The sequence below is a fragment of the Anaerosporobacter mobilis DSM 15930 genome, from assembly GCF_900142955.1.
GTDB lineage: Bacteria > Bacillota > Clostridia > Lachnospirales > Lachnospiraceae > Anaerosporobacter > Anaerosporobacter mobilis.
In genome coordinates, this window is record NZ_FRCP01000008.1 from 127,813 (window position 1) to 145,528 (window position 17,716).

Annotated in this window: 19 protein-coding genes; all 19 read right to left on the minus strand. The window is 36.7% G+C overall.

What is annotated here, in order from left to right:
* Positions 1 to 26 precede the first annotated feature (26 nt).
* Positions 27 to 2,414 (minus strand): VirB4-like conjugal transfer ATPase, CD1110 family, encoded by a 2,388-nt coding sequence (locus tag BUB90_RS07170; protein ID WP_073285266.1) that lies wholly within the window; start codon positions 2,412 to 2,414, stop codon positions 27 to 29.
* 104 nt (positions 2,415 to 2,518) lie between these two features.
* A complete protein-coding gene (locus BUB90_RS07175) occupies positions 2,519 to 3,049 on the minus strand; it encodes a PrgI family protein (protein ID WP_073285269.1) in 531 nt (176 codons plus the stop codon).
* A 14-nt stretch (positions 3,050 to 3,063) separates the two neighbouring features.
* A complete protein-coding gene (locus BUB90_RS07180; protein WP_073285273.1) occupies positions 3,064 to 3,462 on the minus strand; it encodes a DUF4313 domain-containing protein in 399 nt (132 codons plus the stop codon).
* A gap of 13 nt (positions 3,463 to 3,475) precedes the next feature.
* Positions 3,476 to 4,318, minus strand: coding sequence for a hypothetical protein (locus tag BUB90_RS07185; RefSeq protein WP_073285276.1), 843 nt, complete (start codon positions 4,316 to 4,318; stop codon positions 3,476 to 3,478).
* Positions 4,319 to 4,379: 61 nt separating this feature from the next.
* Positions 4,380 to 4,757, minus strand: a complete 378-nt coding sequence (locus BUB90_RS07190) for an electron transporter RnfA (protein WP_073285279.1) — start codon at positions 4,755 to 4,757, stop codon at positions 4,380 to 4,382.
* 163 nt (positions 4,758 to 4,920) lie between these two features.
* Entirely contained in the window at positions 4,921 to 7,077 is a 2,157-nt protein-coding gene (locus tag BUB90_RS07195) for a VirD4-like conjugal transfer protein, CD1115 family (RefSeq protein WP_073285284.1), read from the minus strand.
* Between the two features lie 5 nt (positions 7,078 to 7,082).
* Positions 7,083 to 8,231: a PcfB family protein gene (locus BUB90_RS07200; protein WP_330393761.1), complete on the minus strand. Its 1,149-nt coding sequence runs from the start codon at positions 8,229 to 8,231 to the stop codon at positions 7,083 to 7,085.
* 24 nt (positions 8,232 to 8,255) lie between these two features.
* Positions 8,256 to 8,636 (minus strand): hypothetical protein, encoded by a 381-nt coding sequence (locus BUB90_RS07205; RefSeq protein ID WP_073285288.1) that lies wholly within the window; start codon positions 8,634 to 8,636, stop codon positions 8,256 to 8,258.
* Positions 8,637 to 8,641: 5 nt separating this feature from the next.
* Entirely contained in the window at positions 8,642 to 9,835 is a 1,194-nt protein-coding gene (locus BUB90_RS07210; RefSeq protein WP_073285291.1) for a hypothetical protein, read from the minus strand.
* Positions 9,836 to 9,870: 35 nt separating this feature from the next.
* Entirely contained in the window at positions 9,871 to 11,319 is a 1,449-nt protein-coding gene (locus tag BUB90_RS07215; protein WP_242952496.1) for a relaxase/mobilization nuclease domain-containing protein, read from the minus strand.
* A complete protein-coding gene (locus tag BUB90_RS07220; protein WP_073285843.1) occupies positions 11,306 to 11,638 on the minus strand; it encodes a plasmid mobilization protein in 333 nt (110 codons plus the stop codon). Before BUB90_RS07220 ends, BUB90_RS07215 begins: the two co-directional genes overlap by 14 nt.
* 5 nt (positions 11,639 to 11,643) lie before the next feature.
* Entirely contained in the window at positions 11,644 to 12,165 is a 522-nt protein-coding gene (locus BUB90_RS07225; RefSeq protein ID WP_073285294.1) for a multidrug transporter, read from the minus strand.
* Positions 12,166 to 12,507: 342 nt separating this feature from the next.
* Positions 12,508 to 13,485, minus strand: a complete 978-nt coding sequence (locus tag BUB90_RS07230; protein ID WP_073285849.1) for a DUF3991 and TOPRIM domain-containing protein — start codon at positions 13,483 to 13,485, stop codon at positions 12,508 to 12,510.
* Between the two features lie 5 nt (positions 13,486 to 13,490).
* Complete coding sequence (locus BUB90_RS07235) at positions 13,491 to 14,057, minus strand: JAB domain-containing protein (RefSeq protein ID WP_242952497.1); 567 nt, start codon at positions 14,055 to 14,057, stop codon at positions 13,491 to 13,493.
* Positions 14,002 to 14,157, minus strand: coding sequence for a hypothetical protein (locus tag BUB90_RS23440; protein WP_170865453.1), 156 nt, complete (start codon positions 14,155 to 14,157; stop codon positions 14,002 to 14,004). The genes BUB90_RS07235 and BUB90_RS23440 overlap by 56 nt, the downstream gene beginning before the upstream one ends.
* A gap of 9 nt (positions 14,158 to 14,166) precedes the next feature.
* The gene (locus BUB90_RS07240) at positions 14,167 to 15,162 is read right to left on the minus strand and encodes a DUF5688 family protein (RefSeq protein WP_073285301.1); all 996 of its coding nucleotides are present in this window, start codon (positions 15,160 to 15,162) and stop codon (positions 14,167 to 14,169) included.
* Between the two features lie 13 nt (positions 15,163 to 15,175).
* Positions 15,176 to 15,397, minus strand: a complete 222-nt coding sequence (locus BUB90_RS07245; RefSeq protein ID WP_073285304.1) for a hypothetical protein — start codon at positions 15,395 to 15,397, stop codon at positions 15,176 to 15,178.
* A gap of 298 nt (positions 15,398 to 15,695) precedes the next feature.
* Entirely contained in the window at positions 15,696 to 16,760 is a 1,065-nt protein-coding gene (locus tag BUB90_RS07250; protein ID WP_073285307.1) for a hypothetical protein, read from the minus strand.
* Between the two features lies 1 nt (position 16,761).
* Complete coding sequence (locus BUB90_RS07255) at positions 16,762 to 17,706, minus strand: hypothetical protein (RefSeq protein WP_073285310.1); 945 nt, start codon at positions 17,704 to 17,706, stop codon at positions 16,762 to 16,764.
* Positions 17,707 to 17,716: the final 10 nt, after the last annotated feature.

Below are 17,716 nucleotides of genomic sequence, written 5' to 3' on the forward strand. Positions count from 1 at the left end.
CTAATGACATTATACCATTCCATGACCTATTCAGCTAAAGAATTTTCCATTGCTTCCCTTGCCTTCTGTTCGGCAATCTTCTCATGGATATTAGTATTATAAAGCTTGTACAAACCTGTATCCTTATTAATCTGATTGTCAAATGGAATTACTGCACTACCACACTTGATAAGCCCCATACCTGATGGACTGTTAGTTACAAATCGAAGCTGTGCTTCTGACACACCTATCACCTCTGCCATTTTTGAACTATCTGTATTTGCCTGCTTTAATAACGCTACAAATTCAGAGTTCGCAAGCATTGTGGTTGCTGTGTAATTTTGTAACAGATCGACGACGTTCTGAGTGATACCAGTACATAAACCACCCTGTTTTCTTACTTTTTTCCATAACTGCTGTAAATACTTTGCAGAATACTCGGAATTTAGTAAGACGTGAAATTCGTCAATATAGAGCCAAGTTGCTTTCCCTCTCTTTCCATTCTCCACGATTCTCTGCTGGATACTTTCCATCATGACAAGCATGGTAATGGGCGATAATTCTGCACCTAAGTCTCTGATTCCATAAACTGTGAAGCGATTGTCAACATCCACATTCGATTGATGATTGAAGATGTTAAGTGATCCATTAACGAACAGTTCCAGTGATAATGCGATGTCTTTTGCTTCCACCTCTGGCTGCTGATTCAATAACTCATAGAAATCTGACATAACTGGAATATACTTTTCTCTGCTTCTGGCAATATCTATATACAGCTTTCTTACGCATCTATCAATAATGGATTTCTGTCTAGAATTTAAGGAATCGCCGATACACTGTTCACAAAGTCCCAGCATAAATTCACCTTTTTCTCTTACCCAGCCTTTGGAATCATTCTGATCTAAGTTCCATACATCCATTGCCATCGGATTCACATAATTATCGGTATAGGTTGACATATTTACAACTGTTCCACCGTAGGTTTCTGCAATATCAAAATATTCGTTCATTGGATCTATCACTATGATTTCATCATCTCCAGACAAGAATACATTTCCCATTTCCATCTTGCAGAAGAAGGATTTTCCTGAACCAGGAACACCAAATACAAATCCATTACCATTGATAAGTCTCTTACGATTTCCAATGTTGATATTCTTTGATACCTGATTGATACCATAATAATTACCACCCGTATCATTCAGTTCCTGTACATTAAAAGGCATCAATACAGCAAGACTTTGTGTAAGCATGGTTCTCATAGTTTCTACCTGTCTTACGCCAATCGGTAATGCTGTATTTAATGCCTCCCTCTGTTTCAGATAATGCACATCAATGGTGCAACTGTTACGTTTTCCAATGGTTTCGACTGTTTCGCTGATACTTTCTAATTCCTTTTTTGAATCAGCCATCAGAATAATTGTCACTGCCACATAATACAGGCACTGGTCATTCTCACGCACATCATCCATGATAGTTTCGATTTCCTTCTTCTCTGTTCTCTTTGCATAGGAGATATCGGACGAGAAATCATTATTCTTGTTACGAACTCTCTGCTGTTTGATGATATCAGATTCAATGCCTAAATATTTCTTCTGCAATACCTTAGTGGTCAAATCCTTTGGAACCGGCACTACATCAATGCTGACAATGGAGTGAACAGGAAGTGATGTGATTTCATTTAGGAATCGATCTGATAAGCTACTTGGATACTTCTTTATGAACAATGCTTTGCAAAATTTACGCTCATCCTCAAAGCTATCTGGAAAGTACTTAATCATACCGTTACTTAAATCATTTTTGAAATCCCTTCCTATTTTCTTTGCTTCTTTGATGTCAAAGTCCCAGCTGTTCTCATTACCAAGGTGAAAAAAATCATGAAGAATTTTTAATCTCTCATTCCCACTAAGTGCTACGATATCTGCTCCCAACTCATTGAATGCCTTGCGAAGCGTTGCTTCTAATGTAGCAAACTGTGCCTTAGCTTCCTCAAAATTCTTTCGTTCAATTGTGAGTGTTAAATATCTCTCCTGTTCAATCCCTTGTCTACCTTCTAGAATCTTTGCTTCTATGATATCGTTATATACTTTACGGAAGTTATCATAACCGTCATCCACATACTTCAATAAAACATACTGCTTTAAATCTTCCATATTTTTATTCTTATTGTTGATTGTTATCTTAAAATTACAGTCCAAAGAATTCAAGAATTTACAGTATCGTTCAAAAATATCAATCTGCTCGTCCTCATTTGTGGTGGTGTAGTTAATATCCTGAAAGCGGTAGCATTTTGAATATCTATTCTTTGCCACTTCAAAAATCCCATTCTCTGCTACTGCCATAATTTCAATGGTTTCCTGAATTGATTTCGGAGACTTATAAAGCGGTTCACTTGCTTTTTTCAGTTCCTTAAATTCATCTGTAAATAATACCATTTCTTTACCTCTCTTTCGCTTAATAAAACACCAGTCGGGAACAATCCCGGCTGATGCCCGAATTGTCCAGACCTAAGAGGTCAGTCCAATCTATTTCAAAGTTTCTAATGCATATACTTATATGCTGCAATGCCTGCAATCGTTGCTACAATTACTCCCATACAAGCAATTGCAATTTTCTTTGTTTTCTTTTTCATCTCTTCAAAATCCTCCCTACTTCCTTTATTTACTGATTTTACTTCCTCTTTTGACTTATTTATCTTTTTGGTAAAGCACTTTATTCCCTTTGCTTTCTCTGCAAAAGCAAACTCCGTTTCAAATTCCATTATTGCTTGCGCTCCTTCTGTAGAAACATAGGTTAATGCCTTGTTCCCAAACATGAAATGGAATTTTCTTCCCATATACTCGTAAAAGCCCATTCCATTGTAAGAATAAAATCCACCTAGAGCGATTGGTGCAACGCAAGGAATTGCAACATAAGCTGCACCAGTTAAACCAATATAGCGGTACAAAAGAAGAACCAGACCACCACCCACAACTATACTTGCAATAGAAAACACCAGCTGTTTTGCTGATAATCCTAGTGCTACTGATTCCTGATAGCGATCAATATCTTTGTTGATTTCAATTACCACTGTTGAAATACCTCCTATCTACATTTTTCCTTTTCGGGCAACTTTTCTTTAGCAATGGTTTTTTCATACGCTGCCATTCCATCTGGACAAAGTTCCCTTAGTTTTTCTGGATTAAACAGATATAACGGATATTCACAAAAACCGCTTCTCTGTGTCAGCCCTGTAAACTCTCCAAGCTCATTTTTCTCAATAAACCTCTCAAGTTCTGGCATATTATTGAGATCAATATATCCACAATAATCCGGTGCTTTTCCACTCAGATTAACAGTGATATCTCCAAATGGTTCGGGGTATCCTTCTTCATTTATTACCAATCCAATATAGATACAACCATTGTTCTGATAGCTATTAATATCAAATAATACCTCTTCTTTGCTTCCCCACTGGGTTTCATATTCTAATGTCTTTTCCATGTTCCATTCCTTCCTACAATCCAAATGCCTTACTAGTTAATGATTGTGCTCCTTTTACACTTCCTACCGTCAGTGCAATGGTAAATGTCATTTCACACAGATAGATTAGTGTCTGTGCCCAATCCGCGTAACTTCCTGTAAATGATGGAAGCCCAGCATTCACAAATGCATTACATACAATAATTGCAAGTGCCATAGTAACCGCCTCGAACGTGACAGATAAAAAGTATTTGCAATACGCCACTACCGTTTGGTTGACTGTTCTGTTTCCTCCCATAGTTGAAAATGCAATTGCTCCCATTGGCACAATGATCAATAATCTTAAAAATCTGAAATACACTGTGTATATCATAAAAAATCCACAAATAATGATAATAATGGATAACAATGCCGCAAGTATTAGCATAATAAGGCTTTCTCCAAATCCTAAATTCTTAATTATGTCTGCCTGTGTGCTATCAATGGTCATTGTCGTATTTGTGCCCGCTGATAATATATTTACCAGGTTTCCAATGGATGTGAAAAATGCCTTCATGATTGTCACATTATTCGCCACAAACCATTCAGCTAGTGCCACTCGGATGAGCATCCGAAGAATCACTTCAAATCGCATCTCTTCCCTGATGTCCACACTTTCGGAGCAAAACCCAATGACAAAGAACAATACCACCAGGGATGAGCCAACCGCTACAAAGATTGGTTCAATTCCTTCAATCACTGCCCAGGGACCGCCACCTTTGAAATTTACGGGTGATTGTCCGAGCATTGCAAATACTAAAGATATCTGGTTGTTCCAGAATCCGAATACCATTTCCAGCAGGGAAAGAATCTTGTCTCCAAGTTTAAAAATATCCATACTTGTTTCTCACCTCTTCCTTCTGTTTTAGGGGTGTTTCCACCCCCGGTGCTGCTTTTTCTTAGAATCCTAAGAATGTTAATACGGTTGAAATACCTGCCATCATGACTCCTGCTACAATACCCTTTAATGCAGAGTTCATAGTTGAAGAATCCTGCTGCTGATAAGCCTGTGCAAATTCCATAACATTCTTTGCAAGAATGATTACACCCACGGCACCGATAACCGCAATTACCAGAGTCTTTAGGTTATCAAGTGGCTGCGTAACCGCAGACGTTCCTGATGCTGCAAAACACTGTGTACTCATAAGGCTGACTGCCATAATTGCACCAGACATTGCTGGCACTACTTTTCTTTTCACGTTTTTAAATAATCCTTTCATTCCTTTTTCCTCCTTCTGCTTGTTATTCATGTTCTGATTTACTATTCTTTCTTTCATTTGAATCTCCTTTACAACGAAAAAATGGGCAATTATTATTGGCTTGCAATAATAACCACCCATTCCACTTAGGTTATCTATATGATCGGAGTTTCCTCCGTTATATTATCACTTCAGGTTTACCTGATATGTGTTGCTTTTATCTTATCCGATTATTTTTCTGTTATGCCATGAACGATTCTCTGACTTTAATCATGTGCTCAACACTTGTTTCTGGATAGAAATATTCTAATATCTTACTCTGAGGGACTTTTGCAGCCATTGCCTTACGAGCTTCCTCTTTCTGCTCCTTGGTATAAGGCCAATGGATCATACGATTCATGATTGTGTCTTCTTTCAAGTTTGGTCGATTTACTTGACGCATTTCATTTATTTTTTGATTCATATCCTCTGCATATTCAAGCTCTGCTTCCAGTTCCTGATTCAATTTTTCCTTCTGTTCCTTCTCGTCAAGTTTCGTAAATCGTTTGCTCATCTCCACATCACCAAGAAGCATAAATTCATCATAAGTCAACTTATCAATATATACGTTATCTCCATTCGCTTTTCGTTTTTCAAAATGCTCCAGTGCTTTTGCTGACAAGATTTCATAAGGTCTTCCAACTAATTCTCTCTTACCTCTGACTTTATGAATATAAGCTTTCCCCTTTCCATCTGCCGTCTGCGGAAACATTGGATGACCAAATGGAACAAACTTACCATCAATAATCGGATCAAAACCACGAATAAATACGATGCACTTTTTGTTGTCTAATTTTCGTACTTCGTCTGGTGTAAATAACTCTCTACCTAAGACATCATAATTTCTACTGCTACTTCCCTGTCTTCCTCTAGTTTCTCCACTGGATTTTTTATCAATTGTACCCTTTCCAAGGAGCTCCGAAACGTACTTATGGGTACTTTGTTCGTTGCCACCTAAATAGATAAAGGTGTCACAATTGCCCGGGATTGTTTCCCAGGTATCCTTGAACAAAGCCTTCAGCTGTGCAAAGTTCTGGATGATAATAATGCTGCTGATAGACCGAGATCTCATGGTACTAAGCAGGCTACAATAGTCATCCGGCAATGCAACATTTGCAAATTCATCCAACATAAAAGTTACATGAATTGGAAGTGCTCCTCCGCAATTAAAATCCGCCTGATAATATAGTTCCTGAAATATCTGCGTATATAGAAGTCCTATGATAAAATTATAGGATTTGTCAGAATCTGGTATCACACAGAAAAGCGCTGTCTTCGTTTCACCATCTCCATTTACTCCAATTCCTATATCAGCCAGATTCAACTCGTCTTTCGATAATAATCGCAGCACTTGCTGATTCTCTAAGTATGCCAATCTTGAATTGGCACTGATTATAATGGAACGAACCGTGTCCCCAGCACCTCGCATACATTTGTTGTACTGCTTTACGGCTGGATGATTAGCGCCTAAAGGTGATAACTCCTCTAGTTTTTTCATACGCTTATCAAGCATGGACATCTTGCCCTGTTCTGCAACCTCTGCCTCGCCAATCAGTTTTAATACTGTCTCAAAGTTTCTTCTTGAAGCAGGTTCTACCAGCCACACATAATAAAAGATAGACTGTAGAAATAATCCTTCTGCTTTCTCCCAAAACGGATCTGATGGTGTTGACCCTTTTGGTGTTGTGTTGGAAATTAGATTTGTTATCAGTTTTACTACATCCGTTTCTTCACGAATATAAGAAAATGGATTATAGCAATCTGACTTATCCATCTCCAGTAGATTAATTACCTTTATATTGTATCCGTTGTCCTTTAGCATCTGACCACAGCTTCTTAAAATTTCTCCCTTTGGGTCAGTGCAAATAAAAGAACAATTATGTGGCATTTGCATAAGATTCGGCTTTACTTCATAAAATGTCTTACCTGCACCAGAACCACCACAAATCAGAATATTTCCATTTAATTTCAATCTGCGAAAATCTAAAGACATTTTTACATTTTGACTTAAAACTCGATTAAAGTTCTCATCTTTATCGGCTAATATCTTGTTTGCTCTTTTCGGATTTTCAAATCTTGCAGTACCAAATTCCTTTCCGGGCATTAGATTTCTCTGACTGGTGTAATACATTAAAATAGCCATCCCATAGATACCTATGGCAATGGCTACTGCTTTCACTGTATTCTCATTCATATAATTTGTTAAGGGAGCGGAACAAACTTCATTCAAACGATTGATAAAATCATTTAGTTCCATGCCCTTTTCCCATGCTCCACCAATCAAATAACCAAAATAACCCGCAAGGATTGCACCAACAAGAATAAAAATAACCGATGGTTTTTTCTTACTTGTCTGCATGGTATCTACCTCTTTCTCGTACCGGTGGTCTTAGTTGTAGTCTGCGTTTTTGCAACTTCTTTGGTCTGATTTCTTTCATAATGTTCTCGAACAGCTGATTCCACCTTATCATAATGACCAGCGTATAATTCTTCGCCCTTCATGGTTGATACAATTCGATTCTCTTCATCATAAATCTTGTAATCCTTTTCCTTATCAATAAAGGTAAGCATAGTCTTTCCTCCATGAATATCCATTGCATTCGATTTATCAAACCATACATACTTTGCATCCTTACCCCAGGTTCCTGGCACTCTCGTTTTTACTGCATGGTCGTTTTCTGCTGTAATAAGAGTTTTACTAATTGTTACATCAGAAAGTTTTAGATTCTTAGATGCAGATACTGCCCTCATTCGTTCTGCCAAATCCTGATATCCCCTGACACGATTTAAGAATGCATCTTTGTCCATCATGACCTTATGATCTCCATTTGCGTCTCTTTTATCGAGTAATCCAATGGTTTCAAGCTGCTTAATTACACTATTCGCCTGTTCATTTCCAATACTGAAATTTTCTTTCACCGCTTCCACACTGATACTTTGCTTTTCCATTGCAAAAAGACCTACTTTTTCAATCAATCCCTCCATAACAACACCTGCTCTTGCACCATCAGAAGACATACTCTTAACGGTTTCCTTCTTTTGGTGCTTGAGAAAGTCCAATAGCTTTCCTAATGATTTCTCATCTCCATTCTTTAGATAATCATCAAAGGACGCAATATTTCCAAACCCTAACTTCTGAATCATCATATTTGCTCTTGGTACTGCTTCTGTATGAAAGATAACCTCCGATAAACCATCTGCCTTTTTAACATCAGGAAGTACAGAATAGAGAATACCGTATTTCTTTGCCAGCTTCTCAACTTTCTTCATATCAGATGTTTTAAACTGCAAGACTTGTAAATCGCCACCTTTCATAAGCAGCTTTTTCATAGATGTTTTTCCAAGAGATTTTTCATAATCAAGCATTCCCTTTAAAAAGTCTATGGCTTTTTGCATTGCTCCTAAGCCACCATTTCCAACCTTCATTGCTATTTCAATCCCATCATATGCGACACGTATAATTTGGACTGCTTCTTGTATTTCTTCTGCCATATTCGTTACTGGAATTTTCAAAACAACTCCAGCTTACCTCCTTCCTTATAAAATCTTCACTTTCTGTTTTATCTGCTCTGTATCCGACTTTTTGATTTCCTCTGCCGACACATGAATACCATATGCGCCTAATACATCAGCCAATCGATTCACTGCTTTTTCTTCTTCCAGACGATACATCTCTATTGCCACTAAGAGATTCTCAATTTGATCTACCCATTTTGGCTTTACATCCAAAGCAGCTTCATATTTCTGAATCAAGGCATTGCTGTCTTTCCCCTCTGCTGTAAATTCCGCAATCATCTTCGAAGTCAATTCAACATCACCTGTCTTGAATGCAAACTGGACAATCAGTTGTATCTCTTCATCTGTCAAACCACCATGGCTATTATGAATTGCTTCAATTGTTTCTTCTATCGTTATCATGCTTCCTACTCCTTCTCATACATTGCATTTTCAAGAACTGCAATCTCAATAATTTCTTTCATCTTCTCTGCAGAGACATTGTTGTTGATCAGTTCCACCAGCTGACTCTCTGTTAATCCTCGCTCAATTGCACTCTTTAATTGCACTAGCTGATCAGGTACTAAATCACCACTTGCCACTAACTTTACAATATCCTGTCTGGATTTTTTCTTTATTCCCAATTTTGAAAATAAATTTGTTATACCACTAGTCTTTTTCTCCGTACGTTCAATTGGAAGTGTCTGAACCACTCTTCCATACGAATCCACCATCGGTACCGTGTAGTAAATTGGAACCCCATATCCGGAAATGTTTTGCGGAATGATTGTTGACTTATTCTTCTCTATGCTAGGCTCCGGCACCAGAACCATTTCTGGCTGTACTGTACTTGCCGTTTTTGATTCTGCCTTTCTATCAGAATCTCTTTGATCCATAATCCGGATCTGCTCTTCTAATGCCTCTATCTTATCCTGCATCTTTTTCATCTCCTTTTCTTTTTGCTCAAGTTCAGTGCGATATCTTGCGATTGCAGAATTTGCCTGCATAATCTGATTCTGCTGTTCATTCATTACCGTTGCTTGATGCGCATTCTGTTTTACCAAATCATCTCTGACATCTTCATCTTTTTTCGTTGTTTCAAAAATTTTTAGATGCTCTGCTAGTGCATCATATCTTTTCTCCTGAAATTCAATATGAGTAATCATGGCTGATATTTGGTCAACTAATTTCTTTACATAATCAGGTGCATCCTCTGCCACATTCCTTGTTTCCTTCATTTGCTCAAGTACCATTTCATATGCCTTCTTCATTGCAGCCGGAAACTCATTTTGTCCAACTACTGCTTTGATACTATCGAGTGGGACACCTTTCTCATAAAATTCCAAGGCAATGCTCATCTGATTTCTTGATAGATGTTCAGAAGTAATAACTTTAATTGCTTCCTCGGAATACCCATTACGGAGACACTTAGAATAGATTTTCATCTGTCCTATACTCCATTTTTTCTTATAGTATTGTTTCACCTGTTCTTCACTTAATCCATACTCCAAGTCTTCCTGCACCAGTGCTAAAACTTCATTAGGATAGCGCTCAAGGTTTTTCAGTCCCTGTATAAACTCGGTAATATGAATATTTATTGCTGTCTTTTCTGATTGTTCCATACGTTCCTCCTACTTCTTTCCATAAAAATAACAGCCTAACGGACTGGCTGTTTCACTGTTTCTATTATTTTTTCTTTCTCGATAATATCCTCTAATACCTTAGCATCCTCATCCTTTACTGTATCCTTCCAAATTGACTTTCCAATATTCAGTTCCTTAACAACAGCCTTTTCTTTCTGATTTATTTCCGAACATAACTTTCTATAATAATTCTTCAATTCCACTGTTTCCTCATAAGTATATCCCAGACTTTTAAGTTGTTGTTCTAGATCTATCCACCTTTTATGCTCCTCTTCAAAGAAGTTATCCCCACTCTGGTATGTGTTTTCACACTCCTTTAAAGCTGTCATATCTTCGGCAATTTGAAACAACGTTTCAAACTTTTTTTGATTACGATAAATCTTACTTTTTTCACTGGAAACTTCTTTTCTTTTATCCGTCAGATTCATAATCGTTGCTGCAAGTTCTACACTGGATTTCACATCATGCCTTGCCAAAAACAGGTATTGTTGCTGTAATCTGTGCATTTTACGAATATCATCTTTGTATTGATACACCTGACTATATGGTTTTTTCTTAAGCATACCAATCCGATACAACTTAGCATAATATCTTTTCTGCATTCCTGACATCTTCGCTCTGCGGTATCGCTTCACATGGCATCTTACGATCTGCGGTTTCACTTCTGTTTGCTGCTTCTTTAAATAAGATGACATATCTTCTTCCAAAATTCTTTGTTTAATACGTTCTTCTGAATATTCATCACCTATCGACTTACACCTTTTAAATCGACTCATTCCAGGTGGACGAACCGCAAGATATTTTCCTTGTTTTAACTCATACCCTTTATCTTTAAGCATAACCAAGAAATCATCAAACGTGTTATTCTGCAAAATACAGGCATCTAAATCACGTTTTATCATATCTGACCATACAAATGGTCCGTCACGATTGACGCTCCAATTCTGATAGCCACTATCTGGATCACTTTTTTCATCACCTATCTCAAGAATAGATAGTCCATACTCTTCACATAACCTATTGGTAATTGGTTGTATTTCTTTTTCCCAATCTCCTTTTTTATAGTGATACTTCATACCATCAATGCAACTTACGCTGTTAAATACAATATGAGAATGGATATGATCCGTATTATCGTGAACAGAAAATACAACTTCATACTGATTTCTAAGGTACTGTTCTATGAATTTTTCTGTAATCTCATAAGCTGTTTCTGGTGTGATTTCTCCTTCCTTAAATGAAAGTACGATATGATAGCCCTGTCTTTGATCTATCTTTCCAAATTTACGTTTAGTTTCCTTCATCTGTTCAAATGCCATATCTGGCTGACAGTTAACTCCACCAATCAATCTACTATCCTGCGTTTTATCAGGATTCAGAATATAATTGATGCTTCTTCTTAAATGCCTTCCATGAAATCCACTACCAGAATCCTTCATATGCATTACCTTACTGATTGCCAATCATAATCACCGCCTCATTCACTACCACATTCAATTTTTTCATATATGCTATTAGGCGTTCTTTATCTGCTTTCGTGTACAATGCTGAATTATTGTTGCGAACAATCTGGTTGATATTGTTTCCAATGTGATTGACCTCATTGATTAAATCTTTCAGCAATCTTCTAATTTCAGGATAATCATTCGGCTTTTGGCTGATAAGTAATCTCAGATACTCTGCTTCCTTCATATTTGCTGCGATTGCTTTATTGGAAAGCAACTCTGCTTCCACCGGCATCAATCGCAACGTTTTTCTTACACAATGAATACGATCTGCCAATCCTGTCACCTTCCTCTTTTATCCGTACTGTAACGATGGACTTCCTCAGATACTGCTGCAACACTTTTCTCCACATCCTTGCCGTGGTTCATATTACTTATAAATTCATTCGCTAATTTTACTGCCAGTGCTTCAATCTCCTTAGCATAGATTGTTCTATCAAACATACGATCAAGGCGAATTTCATCTCTTTTTAAGGATTCATAACAGTTTTGTTCATTGGCAAAATCCATAAAATCTTTTGGATTATGTCTTTTTTCATCTGCATCACGAATCAATTCGTAATTCCATTCACATACTATATCAATCACCTCATCAATTGTGTACTCCACTACTTCTCCATCTTCTTCTGATAGGTCTTTTCGTATCATATGGTCTTCCCGAATTCCAATTGCATAACCATGACCTTCCATATAATTAAGAAGTATCTGTCCATCTTCCTTTGAAAGATTCATCAGGATGTCGTTTTCATCCAACCAACTCAATAATTCATCTGGTTCTGTAAAAAGCTTCACTTCTTTTCCCATTGCTTTTGGTGCACCTCCCTTATCTGTGTTTTGTACATTTTCACCCTGGCTCACGTGCCCAGATACAGACCCGAGCACGGCAAGTTACGCAATAGCGACGTCGCCGTCCTATCGCAACTTGTCAGGGGCTAAAATCCCCTGAAACCCCTTATATATTCATATGGCTACACTTTTTGTAGCCAATATTGCTTGTTGGCTGTACTTTCTGTAGCCAACTTGATAAAATGGCTATACTTTTTGTAGCCAAACTTTGTCTAAAAAACCATTTATCCTGCTATTTCCTTCAACGTGGCTACACTTTTTGTAGCCAATTTTCGTTTCTGGCTGTACTTTTTGTAGCCATCACTTGATTTTGGCTACACTTTTTGCAGCCACACTCAGATTTGGAAGTCTTGTCGCGATCAACCACTCATTAAAGTCCTTAAATCCTGCAGGCGGAGGAAAGTTTTCCACTTCGAAGCCTAATTCATAATACTTTTTCAACAATTCCTCTGTTGCTTTCTTCCCTGGCTCATCATTGTCTAGACAAAATCGAATCGTCGTAATCTGTGGATGCTCTTCTAAAAAGGTTGCCAGTGGAGCATCTGCCAACATACCAAGTGCAATCAGATTACTTTCATAATCTTTCATAATATCCACATAGCTCATCAAATCAATTGCTGCTTCAAATACAACTATCTTTTCACTATTTTCGTGACTAAGATTAAATCCAAATCGCTTATCATTACCCACAACATCGCACTTGAACGGTTTTCCTTCTTTGTCAAAAACTCCCCTCATACTTGCAAATCTTGAATTTCCTTCCTTGTCATTTCCCAGAAAAACAATATTATGATAGTGTCTGCTTTCGTAAATAAGTTTTTGACTTATAAAATAATCAATCACTTCTTTACTAATTCCCCTCTCTTGACCCAAATAAGAATACAGGTAAGAATTATCAAGTGAAGCCACTGGTAATTGAAAGTTTTTTCTTTCTAGTTCTTTTTCTTTCACCTGATACTTCAATACAGGTTCAGACTTAGTAGTTACAATTCGCTGATAACCTGAAAACTCCAATAGCCAAAATACTGCCGTCTTTACATCCATGCCAGCAAAGACTCTTAGAAAATCAATCTGTGATCCCCCGTTTTCGCCTTTATCAAATTGTCTACTCCAACGAAACCAATGAGTTCTATCATAAATGCGGATAGAATCCATCTCTTTTAAAGTGTAATACTTACCTATTCTTTTCGGTGTATATCCCAGACTTTGTGCTACTGATACAAGATCTACACTTTTTGCTATGGCAAGCTCTTCTTCTGTAAAATGATTCTGCTCCACTCCGCTCACCTACTCTTTCTTTTTTCTGCAACCAGTTGTGATTCAAAGTCAAGTTGTCTGTAATTACTCTGTAATAGAATGTCTGGACTTTTCAACATTTCTCTTGCTCTAAGACTAAAATACTTACTATTATCCCCACCCACAATAACGTGATCAATTAACGGAATCCCCATTAAATCTCCAACCTTTATCATCCTGTCAGTAAGCCTTACATCTGCCTTTGAAGGTTCAAGATTAGAACTGGGATGGTTGTGGACGAGCATAATTCTCGAGGCATTACAAAGTATGCTGCTCTTAAATATTTCTCTTGGATGTGCCACTGTTTCATCTATTGCTCCAATACTTACAATGTTACAATTAATTGGTGTTCCATCTGTTTTCAAATTAATGACGCATAGGACTTCTCGATCCATTTCACAGAGATATTTCCCAACCAGTTCTACAGCATCCTCTGGCTTTGTAATTTGATGCCCCGAACATATCGGAGCATCTTTTACAAGCCGAATAGACACCACTTCAAGCTCGAAAGGATTTGTTAATGGAATCGTTGACATCTTGTTGCTCTTTTCCATCTTCTTCATGCTCCTTCCCAAACTCTATGTCAATTCTGAATTCACCATCTCTGCTATTTACAAGAGCCACCAATTCTTTCATTGTAATCTCCTGTTTCATAGCTGCCTCCTATCGGGACTGTTCTTTTGTGTCATAAATTAACTTTGGTTCAGCCACAATTCCATCCAAACGTTTATTAGGAGTATCTGTAGCAAGCGATAGTTTTCTTAAATCTTTATCATAGTGATATACCTGATTTGATAATCTCTCATCTATTGACACCTGATCCATATTGATTTCAGCTACCATCTGTGCCAATTCATTTGGATCACCCATTGATGAAGACACTGCAATTACTTCGTGCACAGATGAGGGCATAATATAGAGGTCTGTTTCTAACTGCTCTGCAAGTTTGTGAAGCTGATCTTCATAGAGCATGGAAATTGCACCATTGATTCCTCTTTCATTGCTAATGACCCACATGGTCTGTTCTGGGGGCATTTCCCCAATCATCATATCTGCAATTTCTGCTGGCATACCATCCTTCATAAACATATCTCTAATTACATCGTTCATACTTTTTACGGTTGGCGGGAACATTCTTCTGGTATTCTCTACCGCAAGCTTAAACATCTGCTCTTCTGTAAATCCCAATCTTTCCGCTAATGCATTTCGCACCACCGTACTCTGAATGCCATCCATATCAGATTTTACTACCCATCTGTAGATCACTGATAAATCCTGGAACTTTCTATTTGGTGTATCTACGAGCATATCCCTATTCTGTTCTGTATTAATTAATTGAAAAACAATATTGTCCTTTGCCTCTTGCATATCAAGCGCAGGAATAATCTCAGGAGCTTCTTTCATTGCACGTTCCATTCTCTCTGCCGCAGACTGCAATACTTCCTGTAAATCCTCGGTGGATTTATAGTGATCATACATATCGTTGATATAAATTGTAGGAGATATTCCTGCCCCTTCCCCTAATAAATTAATTGCGTCCATTGTCACATTTACCTTTTCAACTGGATGAACATCAATCTTCATACTCTGATACTGTGCTGGTAAATAATCCATAAATTTCTCTGCTACTACTTCCTTAAAAATCTCATAATTCATCATATAATCTTTCTCCTTAATCTAAATTGTCATAGAGGAATCCTTCATCCTCATCGTTGTCATGGTTACTTTGATCCTTGTCCATCCACGTTTCTGCCAGTGCTTCAAGTGTTTCTGCATAAATTGTCGACTCCTGCTTTACTTTCTTTGGCTGTTCCGTTCCGATGGTAATTACAATCTCTACTGCACATTCTCCGTTCTGTAGCGGAATGGTACTCACTTTTACTTTATTCAACATTGTGACCTCCTTCTGGGCAAAAAAAATAAGAAGATATGGGTTTTTGGCTCATATCTCCTAAGTTACATTTTGTGTTATTAAATTAATAATGCAGTGGATTCCACGTTAAGGTGGAACCTTCTGGCATAATCGAATGTTTGTCATACTGCCTCCTTTCCTCCTTAACGGATGTATGAAATTGTTTGGGTAAAGCAAAAGCCGGGGATTTCTCCTCGGCTTATAATAGTATTTTGATATATCTGTAATTAGAACAGGAAAGTCTGTGCTTGAAAGAATCCTTTGCCTTTTTTGAATAAAACTAATCGTTCCTTTGCTCTTTAATCAATGTTCCAAAAACCTGATTTGCACTATTTTGAAATGCTATGATTATATCATTTTGTTCTGCCTTTACTAATGGTTGTACTAATATTTTACCTTCATCCTCAAAATATGTTTTATCGATATCCACTCTCAAATCTTGATTTCTAAAACTTAGAACAACAGCAAATTCAGTAGTGTCTTTTTTATGCTCATATCTATAGCGCATTGCAGAAATAATGTATCCTTTTTTTAGTGATTCCTGAACAAATTCATTTGATCTGAGTCCACTTCCATTCAATACTGCTTGGCTTATACCTGTTAATGTTGGAGAATTCTCATCTTCATCAACTACCACATCTTCATCTTCTTCATCATTGAGTCCTTGCTTCACCGTAATTCCAGTTATTGTTTTTAGCTGCCATAAATCAAAGCTATATGCCGCAATTCTATCAAAAAATTCCACCTTATTCTTACTTGACAATAATTCCAAATTGATATGTCTGACATTAATTAGCTCTTCTGATTTTACAATATTATTTATAAATGTTAGTGCATTTTTAGAATCAATTGATGATTGTTGTCTTATATCAACTACCACTTCATGCTGCGAAGCTTTACGAATGTTTAGTTTTAAAAACCTTTTTTCGTATTCAAGTAATTTATTTCTTCCTGGTAACTTTCTAGTATATGAAAATTGAACATATAATCCATCTTGGGTTCTTACTGGATTTTCTATAAAATAATCTTCTGATTTAATTGATTTTTTTTTGTTTATTTCATCTAATAAAATATCAATAATATCTTCTTGTGATTCCTTCTTTAAAACCAAATTCATTACAAGTGATTTTTCATAATTGGTATCATTGTTCATCAAATCACGAAGTTCTGATATTTCTCCAGCGCCTAAGAAAATGGTATATACCTGTTCAGCAAATTGCTCTGCATTACTAGCAGTGAATACTATACCCATTCTACGCAAATAATATTTTAGCGTTGCAGGCTTCAGTTTTTTATCTACAATAAGTCTTTTAAATTCTGCGCAATCAACATACTCAGTTATCATTTTACCTTCCTCCCGCATCCACTGGTGATAAGTTTCTATTATCAATAAAATCAATTTTAATTTTTTTCTCTATTTCTTTTGTTATTGAAGGATTTGCTTGATAGAGCGTTTTTATAAAATTCTCTTTTACATATTCAACATCATCTATTTTTCGAGGATAAAACATAAATACCAGTTCCTTTGCATCTTGAAATTGAAATGCCTTAAACATGCTCCACATATACTTAAAATTGCACATTGTAATGTCATCAAATGAAATCATTATTTTCCTTACCATGGGAACTGGATAACTTAATCCATCTTCATCCTTCTGAATATGTACAACATCCTGTGCAAAGATATATTTTGAATATAGCTGATTTATTGTTATGTAAGAACCCAACTCCATATTGGAACCTTCTATACTAGGATATATAAAACAAAACTCCTTACTATAGTCTTTTTCAATCTTATCTCTTAAAGAGTTCCATCTATTTATCTCTGCATTTCCTGCAATAAAAACATTAATAGGATTTCTTCTATTTGGTACTTTCAAATTACTTAAATATTTACTAAAATTATCATCATTAAAAGAATCATTAGCATGTATTAATAATAATCCAGTATTTAAATTAGTGCCTTCCGTATCAATATGTTCTAACTCCTGAGCCGATTGTGAGCATTCAATAGAATTAATCAATTCCACTAACCATTTATCAATTTCAGCCTGTGTTATTGATTTCATTTGTCTATTTTTACACTCTATAATAACCCCTTGTTTACTTCCCAAATAAGGATTATCAAATCTCATAAATAAATCTAAGCCATGTGTCTGCTTACTATGGTTATGTTTTCTACTACATTGTATTTCAGTATCTCTAGCTAATTCTGTCCACCCAAACCCTGTAAATAATTTTTCTCCAAATCCTTCTAACTTCTTACCAATTTTATTTGCCTGTTCGCCCATAATCCTCTCC

Coding starts and splice junctions, on each gene's coding strand:
- BUB90_RS07170 (WP_073285266.1), bottom strand. CDS start 2,414: ATGGTATTATTTACAGATGAATTTAAGGAACTGAAAAAAGCAAGTGAA.
- BUB90_RS07180 (WP_073285273.1), bottom strand. CDS start 3,462: ATGGAAAAGACATTAGAATATGAAACCCAGTGGGGAAGCAAAGAAGAG.
- BUB90_RS07185 (WP_073285276.1), bottom strand. CDS start 4,318: ATGGATATTTTTAAACTTGGAGACAAGATTCTTTCCCTGCTGGAAATG.
- BUB90_RS07190 (WP_073285279.1), bottom strand. CDS start 4,757: ATGAAAGAAAGAATAGTAAATCAGAACATGAATAACAAGCAGAAGGAG.
- BUB90_RS07195 (WP_073285284.1), bottom strand. CDS start 7,077: ATGCAGACAAGTAAGAAAAAACCATCGGTTATTTTTATTCTTGTTGGT.
- BUB90_RS07205 (WP_073285288.1), bottom strand. CDS start 8,636: ATGATAACGATAGAAGAAACAATTGAAGCAATTCATAATAGCCATGGT.
- BUB90_RS07210 (WP_073285291.1), bottom strand. CDS start 9,835: ATGGAACAATCAGAAAAGACAGCAATAAATATTCATATTACCGAGTTT.
- BUB90_RS07225 (WP_073285294.1), bottom strand. CDS start 12,165: ATGGGAAAAGAAGTGAAGCTTTTTACAGAACCAGATGAATTATTGAGT.
- BUB90_RS07235 (WP_242952497.1), bottom strand. CDS start 14,057: ATGGAAAAGAGCAACAAGATGTCAACGATTCCATTAACAAATCCTTTC.
- BUB90_RS23440 (WP_170865453.1), bottom strand. CDS start 14,157: ATGAAACAGGAGATTACAATGAAAGAATTGGTGGCTCTTGTAAATAGC.
- BUB90_RS07240 (WP_073285301.1), bottom strand. CDS start 15,162: ATGATGAATTATGAGATTTTTAAGGAAGTAGTAGCAGAGAAATTTATG.
- BUB90_RS07245 (WP_073285304.1), bottom strand. CDS start 15,397: ATGTTGAATAAAGTAAAAGTGAGTACCATTCCGCTACAGAACGGAGAA.
- BUB90_RS07250 (WP_073285307.1), bottom strand. CDS start 16,760: ATGATAACTGAGTATGTTGATTGCGCAGAATTTAAAAGACTTATTGTA.
- BUB90_RS07255 (WP_073285310.1), bottom strand. CDS start 17,706: ATGGGCGAACAGGCAAATAAAATTGGTAAGAAGTTAGAAGGATTTGGA.